This is a genomic window from Amycolatopsis sp. N2S4-7 (genome assembly GCF_058119595.1).
In genome coordinates, this window is record NZ_CP172299.1 from 6,776,847 (window position 1) to 6,790,493 (window position 13,647).

The window sequence follows — 13,647 nt, forward strand, 5'->3', positions numbered from 1 at the left end:
CTTTCGCGAGAAGGCGGCACTTCCCCTCCGGGAGGTGCCGCCTTTTCCGTGTCCGGCGTGCCACAACTGCGCGACGGAACGTCGGGGGGCGGAGGTATGTTGCCCGGGTGGAGCAGCCAAAGGAGTTTGTCTTCGACATCCCGGTCGGTGCCGGCGTCGCGACGCGGGCCAACGCCGACGGCCCGCCGGCGACGCCGAAGGACGCGGCCACCGTGATCCTGGTCCGGGACGGCGCCGACGGCGTCGAGGTCTTCCTGCAGCACCGGGTCAAGGGCATGCCGTTCGCCGGCGGGATGACCGTCTTCCCCGGCGGCGGGGTCGACCAGCGTGACGCCGACACGTCGGTGGCGTGGGCCGGCCCGGAGCCGTCGTGGTGGGCTTCGCGGTTCGGCTGCGACGAGGCCCTCGCCCGGGCGCTGACCTGCGCGGCCGTGCGCGAGACGTTCGAGGAGTCCGGCGTGCTGCTCGCGGGCGGCGCGGACGCGGTCCTCACCGACGTCACGCCGTACGCGGCCGCCCGGCAGGCCCTGGAGACGCGTGAGGTGTCGCTGGCCGGCTTCCTCGCCGGCGCCGGGCTGACCCTGCGGGCCGACCTGCTGCGCCCGTGGGCGCACTGGATCACGCCCGAGCAGGAGCCGCGCCGGTACGACACCCGGTTCTACGTCGCGAAGCTCCCCGAAGGCCAGGAGGCCGACGGCGCGACGTCGGAGGCGTCGAGCTCCGGCTGGCAGCGCCCGGACGACGCGATCGCCGACGCGCGCGAAGGCCGCCGGATGCTGATGCCCCCGACCTGGCTGACGCTGAGCGAGCTGGCGCGGTTCGCCACCGCCGACGACGTGCTGAACGCGCCGCGCGAGATCGTCCGGATCGCGCCGACGCTGATCCGCGAGAACGACCACGTCCGCGTCGTCCTGGAGCCGCGATGAGCGCCCCGGCCTACGGCGTGCTGCGCCAGGTGTCCGAGACGGCGTCGGTGCTGCTGGAGAACAACCCGTCGTCGATGACGCTCGAAGGCACGAACACCTGGGTACTGCGGGCAACGCCGTCGAGTCCGGCCGTGGTCGTCGACCCGGGCTACCGCGACCTCGAGCACCTCGAACTGCTCGCCGCGGTCGGCACGGTGGAACTCGTCCTGCTGACCCACTTCCACCCCGACCACGCCGAGGGCGCACCGTGGTTCGCCGAGCGCGTCGGCGCGCCGGTGCGGGCCTTCGACCCGTCGCTGTGCCTCGGCGCGTCGTCCTTTGTGGACGGCGAGACGATCACGGCGGGCGGCCTCTCCCTCCGTGTCCTGCACACCCCCGGGCACACCGACGACTCGGTGTCGCTCGTGCTCGACGGCCAGGTGCTGACCGGCGACACCATCCTCGGCCGGGGCACGACCGTGCTGCACGACCTCGGCGACTACCTGCGCTCGCTGCGGAAGCTGATCGAGCTGCCGGCGGGCACGGTGGGGCTGCCCGGGCACGGTCCAGAGCTCCCCGACCTGCCCGCGACCGCGCGTGCGTACCTTGCCCATCGGGAACAGCGGCTCGACCAGGTGCGTTCGGCCTTGAAGACGCTCGGTGCGGACGCCACACCGCGCCAGGTGGTCGAGGTCGTCTACGCCGACGTCGACCGGGCGTTGTGGGCGCCCGCCGAACTGAGCGTGCAGGCGCAGCTGGACTACTTGCGGTCGGAGGAACAGGGATGAGCAACGTCGAGGTCGAGTTCTACTGGCGGCCGGGGTGCGGGTTCTGCGCCGCGCTGGACCGGCCGATGTCGAAGAGCGGCTTCACCATCCGCAAGATCAACATCTGGGAGGACCCGGCCGGCGCCGCGCGCGTGCGCGAAGTCGCGAACGGCAACGAGACGGTGCCGACCGTGATCGTCGGGTCGACCGCGATGGTCAACCCCTCCTTCGCCGAGGTCGAGGCCGCGGTCAAGGCAGCTTCGGCGGGCTGAGCGAGCTGGGCTGCTCTCCGTGGAGGAAAGCGGCCCAGACTTCGCGCAGCCCGGTTTCGTTCTCCAGGCCCTTCGGGGCGCCTTCGAGCATCGGCGCGTCCCAGACGTCGTGGGTGCCGAAGAGGAACGGGATGTCGATGCAGTGGCAGGCTCCGAACCGGTTGCCCGGGGCCTGCCAGTCGAAGCGGTAGGTGAAGGCGCCGAGTTTCTCGGCCAGCCGGTCGCTGGTGAAGAAGCTGTTCACTTCGTCGATCGCTTCTCGGGGCGCGTCGGGGACGAAGGCGCGCAGTTCTTCCCGCGTCCGGCTGATCAGCGCCGGGCCTTCGGGGGCCGCTTCGATGAGGTCCTTCGCGACGAGGTCGTCGTCGGCGACCAGCTGGAACGGCGGCTCGAGCGAGCCGGGCTTGCCGGGTACGGCGAGCTGCGCGGCGAGCAGCTGCTCGACCGGTACCGTGCGGATGTCGTTGTCCTTCAGCGCTTCGGCGAGCCGTCCGGCCGACACCGCGGCTTCGTCCGGTGTGGACGGTCGCATCCCGAGCGGCGCGCTCTGCAGCGCGATCCGCTTGATGAGGTTTCCGGTGCGCGGTGACGACCACAAGGTCAGCGTCGATTGTGCGCCTGCCGACTGCCCGGCGAGCGTGACCTCGGCCGGGTTCCCGCCGAACGCGGCGATGTTGTCCCGGACCCATTCGAGCGCGGCGAACTGGTCGGCGATGCCGAGGTTCGGCGGAATCCCGTCGGCGTGCAGGAATCCGAGCACGCCGAGGCGGTAGTTGAGCGTCACGACGACGGCGTCCGCATCACGGGCCAGGCGGGTGCCGGTGTACCAGACCTGGCCGCCCGAGCCGCTGGAGAACCCGCCGCCGTGCAGCCACACCAGCACCGGCCGGTTCCCGGCGGCCGACGGCGTGAAGACGTTGAGGCTCAGGCAGTCCTCGCTCTGCGGCAGCGGCATCGGACCGAGGGCGTGCTCCAGGCGCGACGGCGGCTGCGGCGCCGCGGGACCCGCTTCGAGCGCGTCGCGGACGCCGGTCCACGGCTGCGGCGGTGTCGGCGCTTCGAAGCGTTTCGCCGCGGCGTAGGGGATTCCCCAGAAGGTGCCATCTTGCCCGCGGACGCGGCCGGTGGTGGTTTCGACGATCATCGTGCCTCCTCGAAGGACACCGCGGCTCCGCAGGCGTCTTCGGCCCGGACGAAGAACCCGTGGTCGTGGGTGGTGGTCGGAACGTGCTCCTCGACCAGCTTCCGCGCTTTCGCCAGATCCGCAACCACAACCCCGTGCGCGGCGAAGTACGGCGGTTCTCGCGGGGTTTCGCCGGGCAGGACGGCGCCGAGGTCGCTCACGCCGAAGACGTCGACGAGCTGGTGGCCGTCGGTGATCACGTCGTAGCGCTTCCGGTAGTCGTCGATCTCGTCGTCGGGGACGATCAGGGTGATTCCGGCGATTCCGCGGGCACCGTTGGGGTGATCGAGGTAGCGGGGCTGGTGGATGTACTCCGGCGTGAGGTGTTCGGCGGTGTGGAGGATGCCTTCGGGGGTGCGGTCCCGTCTGATGTGGACACTGCGGAAGCGCGCGGTGCGGGTGCCTTCCGGCAGTTCGACGTCGCGTTGCAGCTTCAGCACGCCCGACGTCGAGAGGCCGGCTTCTTGCAGCCTTCTGGCGGCCTCGTCGGAGTCGTCGACGCCGAAGGAGCAGCCGTGGAGGCCGTTGCCGCGGGCGTCGAGGATCGGCAGCACCCGCCACGGGTCGCCGGCTTCCTCGTCGACGATGCCGATCAGTTCGAGGAACGAGCCGCCGAAGTAGGCGCAGCGGTTCGCGGTGCAGCTGGGGACCGGTTCGCTCCGGTCGCTGACGGCCGCGAAGTGCCGCGACGGCGGGCTGAGCGTGAAGCCGAGCTGTTCGTAGCGCCGCCAGGTTTCCTCGTAACGGCGGGTCAGGAAGACCGTGTGGTCGATGTTCATGGCTTCAGGGTGGGCTCGGTGAGCTTGATCTTCCGCTCGTGGCGTGATTGTGCGCGAAATCCGACGTTGCCTAGGCTGATCTGGTGGAATCCGGCCTGCTCGACAACCTCGACCGCCGCCTGGCGCACGCGCTGCAGCTGGACGGCCGGGCGTCGTTCAGCACGATCGCGTCGGTGCTCGGGGTCTCGGACCAGACGATCGCGCGCCGGTACCGGAAGCTGCGGTCATCCGGGGTGCTGCGGGTGGTCGGCGTTCCGGAGGCGGCGCCGCTGGGCCAGGTGCACTGGCTGGTGCGGCTGCGCTGTGTCCCGGATGCGGCCGGCGCGATCGCCGCGGCCCTGGCTCGGCGGCCGGACACCCAGTGGGTGAGCCTGATGTCCGGCGGGACGGAGATCGTGTGTTTCATCCGCGCGCCGCTGCGCGAGGAGACGGACGGCCTGCTCCTCGGCCAGCTGCCGCGGACGCCGAGGGTGGTGTCGATGACGGCGTACCGGCTGCTGCGCCGCTTCGCGGGCGGCCCGGCGGGGTGGCCGGGCCGGTCGAACGCGTTGTCGCCCTCGGAGGTCGCCGCGTTGCGCCACCCGCCTCCGGACGTCCCGTACCGACCGGAGCCAGGCGACGCGGACCTGCTGGCGGCCCTGGCCCACGACGGCCGCACGGACGTGCCCACCTTGGCGGCGGCGTGTGGCCGTTCGGAGTCGACGGTCCGCCGTCGCCTCGCGGCGTTGCGCGCATCGGGAGCGCTGTACTTCGACGTAGAGGTGGACGCGGCCCTCTTGGGCTACCCCCTGACGGCAACGCTCTGGCTGACGGTGGCGCCCTCGGCCCTGGAATCGGCCGGCCGAGCTTTGGCTTCGCACCCCCAGGTGGCCTTCGCGGCGGCGACCACGGGCCCGGCGAACCTGGTGGCCAACGTGGGCTGCCGCGACGACGCAGCGCTCTACTCGTACTTGGCCGATGACTTGGGCGGGCTGCCGGGGGTGCACCAGGTGGAGACGGCTCCGATGATCAGGACGTTGAAGCGCTTCGGCACCCTGGAGCCGGTGTAGCGCGGGACGGCACACGGGCGACTCACTGCCTGTGGACGACGAGCACGCGATCGACTTCTCGACGAGCCCGCTTCCCCACGAGCCGGGCGAGCAGGCCGACCCCGCGCCGCCCACCGAGCCACCGCCGCCCAAGAGCGACCTCGGCTCCCTGCATCGAACTGCTCGAGTTCTTCGGCCAAGAAGACCTGTCGAGAAGGACCTGATCCACGCCGCCATGATCGTTCGCGCGTTGCCGACGGGGAGCGGAGTTCAAAGCCGCCGAGTGGAAGGCGGGCTCGTCGCCGACCTCGTCGGGCTGGTCCTCGAGCGCGGTGATCGCCGTGCGGAGCTCTACGTGCTCGACCGCTCGTCACCCCATCTCCGGCTCGCCTACGAACAGCGCTTCGGGAGCGCGGCCATGACCGTCAGCCAGTTCACCGCCGGGCCGGCGGCGGACGTCGCCCTCAAGGACCTGACCGAGATCATCGGCTGAGCATCGGCATCAGGTAGTACGTCAGCTCCACCTCCCCACCCTCGGCGCCTCGCAGCACGCAGGCCCGCATCCCCGGCTGGATCGACAGCACCACCCGCTCCCCGGCGAACGCCTGCAGCGCGTCCAGCAGGTACCTCGCCTGGAACGACGGGGACGTCCGGCCACCGAGGACGTCGGCCTTCAGGGTCTCCTCCGCTTCGCCCGTGTCCTGGCGGGCGCTCGCCAGCCGCACCTCGGTGTCCCGGACCTCCAGGGTCAGCACCCGCCGGTCCTCGGCGTACACCCCGACGCGGCGGACCGCCGCTGCCAGGGCATCCGCCTCCAGGGACACCGTTGTGTCGACCGCTCCCGAGGGGATCGAGTCCTCCGAGAGGAAGCCCGCGTCGAGCACTGCCGTGCCGACCAGGCCTCCCTGCCAGCTCACACCGAACCGTCCGGGGCCCGCGTGCAGTCCGACGACGCCGCGGGCCTGGCGGGCGGCCTCCGTCAGCAGGGCCGCCGGCACCAGGACGTCCAGCGAACCCGGCGAGCGCAGCGGCAACCGGGCCACCGCCATCCGGTAGCGGTCCGACGCGGTCAGCGTCAGCCTGCCGCCGGCTGCCTGGAGGCGGACGCCGGTGAACAGCGGCAGCGGGTCGTCCTTCGCCGCCGTGCCCGCGACGATCCGCAGGGCCGACGCGAACGCGACGCCGTCCACTTCGGACACTCGGGTGGGCTCGAAAACCGGCTGGTCAGCCGCGGCCGAAAGGAGCGGTAGCGCGAACCGGGCGTTGTCCAGGCGCAACGCCAGGCGGCTGCCTTCGACGACCAGGCGCACCAGCTCCGCGTCCAGGACCCGAAGCGTCTCGGTCAACGGCGCCGCGGGGACGACAACCGAGCCGTCGGTGTGCGTGGTCGCCGGGCAGTCGAACCGGACGGTGAGGTCCGGGTCGCTGCCGTCGACCGTCAGCCCGCCCGCGCCGGCCCGCAGCCGCAGCCCGGCGCGGGCGGGCAGCAGGCGCGAAGCGGCGGAGACGGCCGCCGAGAGGCGGTGGGCAGGCGCGGTGACGTCCATGCCACGAAACTAGCGGGCACCACCGACAAAACCCGCTGACCAGCGCAAACGCGCCCTACTGGCCGGCGCCGACCAGCGAAGGCTCCTCGATCGACGCAGGCCCCTGCGCCGGACGAACGGTGCCGCGCAGCGCCCACACCGCCACCGCGAGCACCAGCCCGGCCGCGCTCGCGGCCAGGAACGCGGTACCCGGCCCGGCGTGCTCGACGATGTACCCGCTGACCGACTGGCCCGCGGCCAGCCCCAGCGTCACGGCGGTGAGCACCCAGCCGAACGCCTCCGCCGCGGTCCCGGCCGGCGCGACCACCTCGATCGCCGCCGAGTGGGCCGTCGACTGCGGTGTGATCAACGCGCCCGCGAGCAGCATCATCAGGGCGAGTCCCCACAGCGAAGACGGCCACGCGAGCAGCGCGACCAGCGCGCCGAACCCGCCGAGCAGCGCCGGCAGCCGCTGGCCCAGCCGCCGCGGCCACGGCCGCAGGCTGTAGGCGACGCCGAACGCCACCGAGCTCAGCGACCACGCCGACAGCAGCAGGCCACCCACGGACGCGTGCCCCGCTTCGGTGGCCGACGCCGGCACGGCGACCTCGACGAACCCGATCACGACGCCGAAGCCGAGCGCGGCGAGCGCGAGCGTCCGCATGCCGGGGCTCGACAGCGCGCCCAGCAGCGACCCGCGCGCGCCGGACGAAGGACCCCACGCCCGGACGGCCGGGCTCAGCGCGAACAGCAGCGCGCCGGTGAACTGCAGGGCGACGCCCAGCACCAGGCCGGTGCCCGCCCACGGCGCCATGACCAGCAGCCCGGCCACGCCGGGGCCGAGGATGAAGAAGACCTCCATGCTGATCGCCTCGTACGAGAACGCGGCGTTGCGCGCGCCGCCCGGGGGCAGCAGCCGCGTCCACAGCGCCCGCGACGCCGACCCGACCATCGGCTCCGACAGCCCGGTGACCGCGCCGAGCGCGACCAGGACGGCGGTCGCGGCGTGCGACTCGATGGCCGTGACCAAGGCGGCCATCGAGAGCGCGGAGAAGAGTGCGACGATCAGCAGCGGCCGCGTCGGCCCGAACCGGTCGATCAGCCTGCCCTGCACCACCGCGCCGACCGAGACACCGACGAGCGAGCCGGCCGAGACGAGCCCGGCGGCGGCGAAGGAACCGGTCTCGCGCTGGACGTAGAGCAGGGCCGAGATGCCGATCATGGCGATCGGCAGGCGGGCGAGCACGGAGGCGACGGCGGGCCGCCGGGCCGCGCGGGTCGTCAGCGCGGCGCGGTAGTCGGCGAGGGACGTCCGGCTTTCGTGGTTCGAGGCAGACTGGGACACGCGTACCAGTATGCCGCAGAGTGGTACGTGAGTACCAGTTATTTGACGGTCGCGTGCGTCACCGGCAGACTGGAAATCGATCTTGATCCCGAGCGAGAGGTCTCGATCGGGTAACACTCAGGATATTCTCCGTGAACTCCTGCAACGAAACGGCCGAGACGGCGTCCTTGAGAGTGAATGGCCTTGAATTCGTGGGTATGGGCCGTGATGGTTGAACAACAGCACAGAAAAACCCAGCTCCCTCCGGCACATTGGGTCGGGGCCTGATCCGGAGGGCGGGGAGCGCGGATCGTCGGGGGATGGTCCGCGCGACAACGAAGAGCCGGTGCGCCACGTCGGGGGTGGCGCCCGGCTCTTTGTCGTGTACAGGCCCGTGAACGACGAAGGCCTCCCGGCTCGCAGGTCGGGAGGCCTCCGCCGGTGAACCCTGGGGTCAGCGGGCCCGGCGGGCCAGGCGCTCCGGGTCCAGGATCAGCACGCTCTTGCCCTCGAGCCGCAGCCAGCCGCGGTGGGCGAAGTCGGCCAGAGCCTTGTTGACGGTCTCGCGCGAGGCACCCACGTACTGGGCGATCTCCTCCTGCGTCAGGTCGTGCGTGACCCGCAGCAGGCCCGCCTCCTGGCTGCCGAACCGCTGCGCGAGCTGCAGCAGCGCCCGCGCCACGCGGCCCGGGACGTCGGTGAAGATCAGCTCCGCGACCATGTTGTTCGTCCGGCGCAGGCGGCGCGCGACCACGCGCAGCAGCTGCTCGGCGATCTCCGGGCGGGTCGAGATCCACTGCCGCAGCGCCGGGCGGTCCATGGTGACCGCGCGGACCTCGGTGACCGTGGTCGCGCTCGACGTCCGGGGACCGGGGTCGAAGATGGACAGCTCGCCGAACATGTCCGACGGGCCGAAGATGCCCAGCAGGTTCTCGCGGCCGTCCGGGGACTTGCGGCCGATCTTCACCTTGCCGGACTGGATGATGTACAGCTTGTCGCCGGGCTCGCCCTCGTTGAAGATGACATGGCCGCGGGGGAACTCCACGGATTCCAAGGTCTGGGCCAGCGCCTCCGCCGCTGCCGGCTCAACACCCTGGAAAATGCCCGCACGGGCCAGGGTTTCGTCCACCTCGGGTGCCTCCTCGTCGAGAAACGATCACGCTCCCCCTTGCGTGGAGGAGCGTGACGCCGATCACTTGCGCGTCAGTCTAGGGCGTACTCCCGAGATCGCCCGTCGGACGCGCGCGCCCGCGAAACGATCTCGTTCGAACGTGGAGCCTAACTCCGCACGCGACGCGCGCGTAGCCTGGCTGCCCGTCCGCCCAGCCTACGCAGCCGGAACAGCTCCAGCGCGCGGCCGATGCCGTGCCCGTAGAGCGCCCGCACCTCGTTGGGCTGCGCCTGCTCGAGGAACTCTTCGACCTCGTTCTCCTGCACCGCGACGTGCTTGAGCCTACTCTCGACGCGCTCCATGCCCAGCGCGAAGAACATGATGACCAGGGGGACCAGGATGACGAACCAGACAGTCATGACCGGACCCCGAAACACTCAGTGGGAAGCATCTACTCCAGATCCTCGCTCATGGCGGCCGGGAAACTGCGCCGAGGTGGTGCTCTGGCGTGTCGGTCGTCCACCGGTGCACTGACCGGCTCGTCCGACGGCGCCCGTAGGCTATCGGGGTGCCACCTGCCACCACGAACGCCCCCCGTGAGGGCGCTGGTGAAAGCCGGTTAGCTCTGGTGAGACGCGCCAGGCGGATGAAGCGTTGCTTGGACGACGTGTATCCCGACGCCCACTGTGAGCTCGACTTCACCACTCCGCTGGAACTGCTGGTCGCGGTCGTGCTGTCCGCGCAGACGACCGACGTCCGGGTGAACCTCGTCACGCCCGCCCTCTTCAAGCGGTACCGGACCGCCGCCGACTACGCCGGCGCCGACCGCACCGAGCTGGAGGAATACCTCCGGAGCACCGGCTTCTACCGGGCCAAGGCGAACTCCGTCATGGGGCTCGGCGCGGCGCTGGTCGAGCGGTTCGGCGGCGAGGTGCCGGGCAAGCTCGACGACCTGGTCACCCTGCCCGGCGTCGGCCGCAAGACGGCCAACGTCGTGCTCGGGAACGCCTTCGACGTCCCGGGCATCACCGTCGACACCCACTTCGGCCGGCTGGTCCGCCGCTGGGGCTGGACGGCGGAGGAGGACCCGGTCAAGGTCGAGCACGCGGTCGGCGAGCTGATCCCCCGCAAGGAGTGGACGATGCTCTCGCACCGGGTGATCTTCCACGGCCGCCGCGTCTGCCACGCCAAGAAGCCGGCCTGCGGCGCCTGCCCGCTGGCCAGGGACTGCCCGTCGTACGGCGCCGGCCCGACCGGCTTCGACGAAGCCGCGAAACTGGTCAAAGGCGTCGAAAAGGACCACATCCTGGCGCTGGCGGCGCCCCGGTGACAACCGTCACCAAATGGGCCCTCGCCGCCGCGGTGCTGGCGGTGGCGCTGATCGTCGCGCTGCTGCCGCGCGGCGCCTCGGACACCGCCGCGAAGCCGTCCGCGGACCTCGGTCCCGCCCGGTCCGCGGCGGCGTTGCAGCCGTGCCCCGCACCGGGGTCCGCGCAGCCGGTGAAGGAGCTCGACGGAGTCAGGGCGGACTGCCTCGGCGACGGCGCGAGCGTCGACGTCGGACGCGCGCTGGCGGGCGCTCCGGTGCTGGTCAACGTGTGGGCGTCGTGGTGCGAGCCGTGCCGGACCGAGCTGCCCGTGCTCCAGGAGTACGCCAAGCAGCCGGGTGCCGTGCGCGTGCTCGGCGTGCAGGTGCAGAGCCCGGCGAAGGACGGTTTGAACCTCCTCGCCGACCTGGGCGTGCACCTACCGTCGGTGTTCGACGGCGACGGGCCCGCCGGGCCCGTCCGGACGGCGCTGAAGGTGCCTTCGTCGCTGCCGGCGTCCTACCTGGTCACCGCCGCCGGTGAGATCCGGTTCATCGCGAATCCCCGGGTCTTCGGGAACACTGACCAGGTGCGCGCGGCAGTCGAGGGGGCATCGTGATCGGACCACTGGTCGAGCCGGAGTCGGTTCCCGAGTGGCTCCGGCCGCTGGTCAAGGTGAGCGCCGAAGTCGATTCGAAGACGTTCACGCGGTTCAGCCCGCCCGAAGACGCCTACACGCGCCCCGCGGCCGTGCTCATCCTCTTCGGCGAGCGTGAAGCCGACGGCGAGCCGGACGTCCTCCTGCAGCGCCGCGCCGACACGCTGGGCTCGCACGCCGGGCAGGTCGCCTTCCCCGGCGGCGGCGCCGAGGAGGGCGACGGCGGCCCGATCGGCACCGCGCTGCGCGAGGCCGAAGAGGAGACCGGGGTCGTCCCGTCCGGCGTCCGGCCGGTCGCGGTGCTGCCGGAGCTGTTCGTCCCGGTGTCCGGCTTCGCCGTGACGCCGGTGCTGGCGCACTGGGCGGAGCCGTCCCCGGTGCACGCGGTGGACCCCGGCGAGACGGCGTCCGTCGCGCGCGTCGCCATCGCCGACCTGGTCGACCCGGCCAACCGGTTCACGGTCAAGAAGGCCGGCGCGCCCTGGAAGGGGCCGGCCTTCGAGGTCGGCGGCCTGTTCGTCTGGGGCTTCACCGCCGGGTTGCTTTCCGTCCTCCTCAGCCTGGGAGGCTGGGAGCGCGAGTGGGACTCGGACGACGTCCGGGACCTCGACGAGGCGTTGGCGGCGTATCAGGCACGGACAGCGTCCGACCTGGGCTCCGCCCCGGGCCGGGGGCTCCGCCACCCGGACCCCCCTAAAAGCGTGAGCGGGGAGTGACGCGGTGAACTGGGTCGATGTGCTGGTGCTGCTGCTCGCCCTGCTGGCGGCCGTGTCCGGCGCGTTCCAGGGCGTGATCATCGCGCTGCCCTCGCTGGTCGGCGTCGTGCTCGGCGCGATCGTCGGCATCAAGCTCGCGCCGGTGGTCGTCTCGTTCTTCGACGACCCGGTGTGGAAGGTCGCCTTCGCGGTGGCGACCGTGGTGTTCCTGGTCGCCTTCGGCGAGGCGATCGGCGTCTACGTGGGCCGCAAGCTGCGGCAGAAGATCAACCCGGACAAGCTCTCCGGCATCGACAAGACGCTCGGGGCGGTCGTGCAGGCCGTCGTCGTGTTCGTGGTCGCGTGGCTGATCGCGACGCCGCTGACCACCGTGTCCGGCCTGCCGGGGCTGGCCAAGGCGATCAACAACTCGGTGGTGCTCGGCAAGGTCAACGACACCATGCCGGAGGCCGCGCAGGGCTTCCCGAGCCAGCTGCGGAAGCTGCTCGACGCGTCCGGCTTCCCGTCCATCATGGACCCGTTCCAGAAGGCCCCGACGGCGGACACCTCGCCGCCGGACCCCGCTCTGCAGAGCAGCGCGATCGTCCAGGACCTGCACGGCAGCGTGGTCAAGATCCGCGGCAGCGCCAGCTCGTGCTCGCGGTCGCTCGAGGGCAGCGGGTTCGTGATCGCGCCGCAGCGGGTGATGACGAACGCGCACGTCGTGGCCGGCACCGACACCGTCGGCATCGAGACGACGCAGGGCGACTACCCGGCGCGGGTCGTCTACTTCGACCCCGAGGTCGACATCGCGGTGCTCGCCGTGCCGCGGCTGCGCGCCCCGGCGCTGGAGTTCGCGCCGGAGACGGCACGGGCGGGCGACAGCGCGGTCGTGCTCGGCTACCCGCTCGACGGCCCGTACCGGGCGACCCCGGCGCGCGTGCGCGGCCGGATCAACCTCCGCGGCCCCGACATCTACGACGCCAACACCGTGCAGCGGGACGTCTTCACCGTCCGCGCCGAGATCCGCAGCGGCAACTCGGGCGGTCCGATGGTGACACCGGACGGCCGGGTCATCGGCGTCGTGTTCGGGGCGGCGGTGGAGGACCCGGAGACCGGCTTCACGCTGACGGCCGAGCAGGTGCGGGCCGAGGTGGCCGCGGCGTCGTCGCAGACGGCGAACGTGTCCACCGGTTCCTGCGCCGCCTAACGCCCGAACCGCAGCGCCAGGCCGTCGAGCAGGGCCCGCATGCCCAGCTCGAAGAGGTCGTCCAGCACGAGGTCGTAGCCGGTGGCGGACAGCTCGCCGAGCATCGCGGCGAAGGTCGGGTGGCCGCTGGTCATCGCGGCCATCGCGGGCGCCTGGTGGTCCATCCACTGGTCTTCGGACAGCCCGGACGACGCCAGCGCGTGCTGCTCCCGTTCGAGGTGGATCGCGATGCCCTGGATGTGGCTGAAGAACAGCACGTGCAGGTCGCACAGGGTGGCCGCGTCGACGTCGAGCTCCGCCAGCGCGGAGAGCGCCCACTCGGCGTGCGTGGCCAGGTTGCGCAGCGGCAGTGGCCGGGTGATCGGCGCGAGCTGGACGAGCCACGGGTGCCGCCGGTAGAGCGTCCAGAGGGTCCGGCCGCCGAGCGTCAGCCGTTCGCGCCAGCCCCGCGGCGGGGTCGCCGGGTAACCGCACTCCCCGTACGCCGCGTCGGCCATCAAAATGACCAGCTCGTCCTTGCCGCTCACGTACCCGTAGGGCGCCATGGCGGCGACGCCGAGGCGGGCCGCGATGCCGCGCATCGACAGCGCGCCGAGGCCCTCGGCATCGGCGATCGAAATGGCGGTCCGCACGAGCTGTTCGCGGGTCAGTCCGCGCTGCCCACCGCGGCGCTCGCGGCCCGCGACGACCGTGCCGGACCGCGGCTCGGCGTGGACGAGGCCCTCCTGGCTCAGCTGGGCCAGCGCTTTCGCCGCGGTCGCCATCGCGACCCCGTGGTCGGCCGCTAGCCGCCGCGTCGAGGGCACCCGTGCGCCCGGCCGAAGCTCGCCACGCGCAATCCGCCCGCGGAGTTCCTCGGCGATGGCCACGTACTTCACGATG

General features: G+C 72.0%; 16 protein-coding genes. 9 read left to right on the forward strand and 7 right to left on the reverse strand.

The window, feature by feature from the left end; translation table 11 throughout:
* Positions 1–107: 107 nt before the first annotated feature.
* The 3 genes from ACH54P_RS32130 to ACH54P_RS32140 are packed head-to-tail and all read left to right on the forward strand — an operon-like array spanning position 108 to position 1,944.
* Positions 108–926 (forward strand): NUDIX hydrolase, encoded by an 819-nt coding sequence (locus tag ACH54P_RS32130; protein WP_489907062.1) that lies wholly within the window; start codon positions 108–110, stop codon positions 924–926.
* A complete protein-coding gene (locus ACH54P_RS32135; RefSeq protein WP_489907063.1) occupies positions 923–1,693 on the forward strand; it encodes an MBL fold metallo-hydrolase in 771 nt (256 codons plus the stop codon). The genes ACH54P_RS32130 and ACH54P_RS32135 overlap by 4 nt, the downstream gene beginning before the upstream one ends.
* Positions 1,690–1,944 carry a glutaredoxin family protein gene (locus tag ACH54P_RS32140; RefSeq protein ID WP_489907064.1) on the forward strand — a complete coding sequence of 85 codons (255 nt, stop codon included), beginning with the start codon at positions 1,690–1,692 and terminating at the stop codon, positions 1,942–1,944. Before ACH54P_RS32135 ends, ACH54P_RS32140 begins: the two co-directional genes overlap by 4 nt.
* On the opposite strand, the gene ACH54P_RS32145 is transcribed toward ACH54P_RS32140, so the two are convergent.
* Both ACH54P_RS32145 and ACH54P_RS32150 read right to left on the reverse strand, forming a co-directional pair.
* Entirely contained in the window at positions 1,922–3,088 is a 1,167-nt protein-coding gene (locus tag ACH54P_RS32145) for a carboxylesterase family protein (protein WP_489907065.1), read from the reverse strand. The two genes, ACH54P_RS32140 and ACH54P_RS32145, sit on opposite strands and share 23 nt — an antisense overlap.
* Positions 3,085–3,906, reverse strand: a complete 822-nt coding sequence (locus ACH54P_RS32150; protein WP_489907066.1) for a VOC family protein — start codon at positions 3,904–3,906, stop codon at positions 3,085–3,087. Before ACH54P_RS32150 ends, ACH54P_RS32145 begins: the two co-directional genes overlap by 4 nt.
* Before the next feature lie 83 nt (positions 3,907–3,989).
* On the opposite strand from ACH54P_RS32150, the gene ACH54P_RS32155 reads away from it, so the two are divergent.
* Both ACH54P_RS32155 and ACH54P_RS32160 read left to right on the forward strand, forming a co-directional pair.
* Positions 3,990–4,955 (forward strand): Lrp/AsnC family transcriptional regulator, encoded by a 966-nt coding sequence (locus ACH54P_RS32155; protein WP_489907067.1) that lies wholly within the window; start codon positions 3,990–3,992, stop codon positions 4,953–4,955.
* Positions 4,956–4,986: 31 nt separating this feature from the next.
* Positions 4,987–5,427, forward strand: a complete 441-nt coding sequence (locus ACH54P_RS32160; RefSeq protein WP_489907068.1) for a hypothetical protein — start codon at positions 4,987–4,989, stop codon at positions 5,425–5,427.
* Here the strand turns inward: ACH54P_RS32160 and ACH54P_RS32165 are convergent.
* The 4 genes from ACH54P_RS32165 to ACH54P_RS32180 form a co-directional block, all read right to left on the reverse strand.
* Complete coding sequence (locus tag ACH54P_RS32165; protein ID WP_489907069.1) at positions 5,417–6,481, reverse strand: DNA polymerase III subunit beta; 1,065 nt, start codon at positions 6,479–6,481, stop codon at positions 5,417–5,419. The genes ACH54P_RS32160 and ACH54P_RS32165 overlap by 11 nt on opposite strands.
* A 55-nt stretch (positions 6,482–6,536) precedes the next feature.
* Complete coding sequence (locus tag ACH54P_RS32170; protein ID WP_489907070.1) at positions 6,537–7,805, reverse strand: MFS transporter; 1,269 nt, start codon at positions 7,803–7,805, stop codon at positions 6,537–6,539.
* Positions 7,806–8,238: 433 nt separating this feature from the next.
* Positions 8,239–8,913 carry a Crp/Fnr family transcriptional regulator gene (locus tag ACH54P_RS32175; RefSeq protein ID WP_003081747.1) on the reverse strand — a complete coding sequence of 225 codons (675 nt, stop codon included), beginning with the start codon at positions 8,911–8,913 and terminating at the stop codon, positions 8,239–8,241.
* Positions 8,914–9,062: 149 nt separating this feature from the next.
* Entirely contained in the window at positions 9,063–9,314 is a 252-nt protein-coding gene (locus tag ACH54P_RS32180) for a hypothetical protein (protein ID WP_003081722.1), read from the reverse strand.
* A 227-nt stretch (positions 9,315–9,541) separates the two neighbouring features.
* On the opposite strand from ACH54P_RS32180, the gene nth reads away from it, so the two are divergent.
* The 4 genes from nth to ACH54P_RS32200 are packed head-to-tail and all read left to right on the forward strand — an operon-like array spanning position 9,542 to position 12,765.
* The gene (gene nth, locus ACH54P_RS32185) at positions 9,542–10,225 is read left to right on the forward strand and encodes an endonuclease III (RefSeq protein ID WP_489907071.1); all 684 of its coding nucleotides are present in this window, start codon (positions 9,542–9,544) and stop codon (positions 10,223–10,225) included.
* A complete protein-coding gene (locus ACH54P_RS32190) occupies positions 10,222–10,821 on the forward strand; it encodes a TlpA family protein disulfide reductase (protein ID WP_489907072.1) in 600 nt (199 codons plus the stop codon). The genes nth and ACH54P_RS32190 overlap by 4 nt, the downstream gene beginning before the upstream one ends.
* Positions 10,818–11,576, forward strand: a complete 759-nt coding sequence (locus ACH54P_RS32195) for an NUDIX hydrolase (RefSeq protein WP_489907073.1) — start codon at positions 10,818–10,820, stop codon at positions 11,574–11,576. The genes ACH54P_RS32190 and ACH54P_RS32195 overlap by 4 nt, the downstream gene beginning before the upstream one ends.
* A gap of 4 nt (positions 11,577–11,580) precedes the next feature.
* Positions 11,581–12,765, forward strand: a complete 1,185-nt coding sequence (locus ACH54P_RS32200; protein ID WP_489907074.1) for a MarP family serine protease — start codon at positions 11,581–11,583, stop codon at positions 12,763–12,765.
* Here ACH54P_RS32200 and ACH54P_RS32205 read toward each other — a convergent pair.
* Positions 12,762–13,643: a TetR/AcrR family transcriptional regulator gene (locus tag ACH54P_RS32205; protein WP_489907075.1), complete on the reverse strand. Its 882-nt coding sequence runs from the start codon at positions 13,641–13,643 to the stop codon at positions 12,762–12,764. The genes ACH54P_RS32200 and ACH54P_RS32205 overlap by 4 nt on opposite strands.
* Positions 13,644–13,647 lie beyond the last annotated feature (4 nt).

Coding starts and splice junctions, on each gene's coding strand:
- nth (WP_489907071.1), top strand. CDS start 9,542: ATGAAGCGTTGCTTGGACGACGTGTATCCCGACGCCCACTGTGAGCTC.
- ACH54P_RS32140 (WP_489907064.1), top strand. CDS start 1,690: ATGAGCAACGTCGAGGTCGAGTTCTACTGGCGGCCGGGGTGCGGGTTC.
- ACH54P_RS32135 (WP_489907063.1), top strand. CDS start 923: ATGAGCGCCCCGGCCTACGGCGTGCTGCGCCAGGTGTCCGAGACGGCG.
- ACH54P_RS32180 (WP_003081722.1), bottom strand. CDS start 9,314: ATGACTGTCTGGTTCGTCATCCTGGTCCCCCTGGTCATCATGTTCTTC.
- ACH54P_RS32150 (WP_489907066.1), bottom strand. CDS start 3,906: ATGAACATCGACCACACGGTCTTCCTGACCCGCCGTTACGAGGAAACC.
- ACH54P_RS32145 (WP_489907065.1), bottom strand. CDS start 3,088: ATGATCGTCGAAACCACCACCGGCCGCGTCCGCGGGCAAGATGGCACC.
- ACH54P_RS32165 (WP_489907069.1), bottom strand. CDS start 6,481: ATGGACGTCACCGCGCCTGCCCACCGCCTCTCGGCGGCCGTCTCCGCC.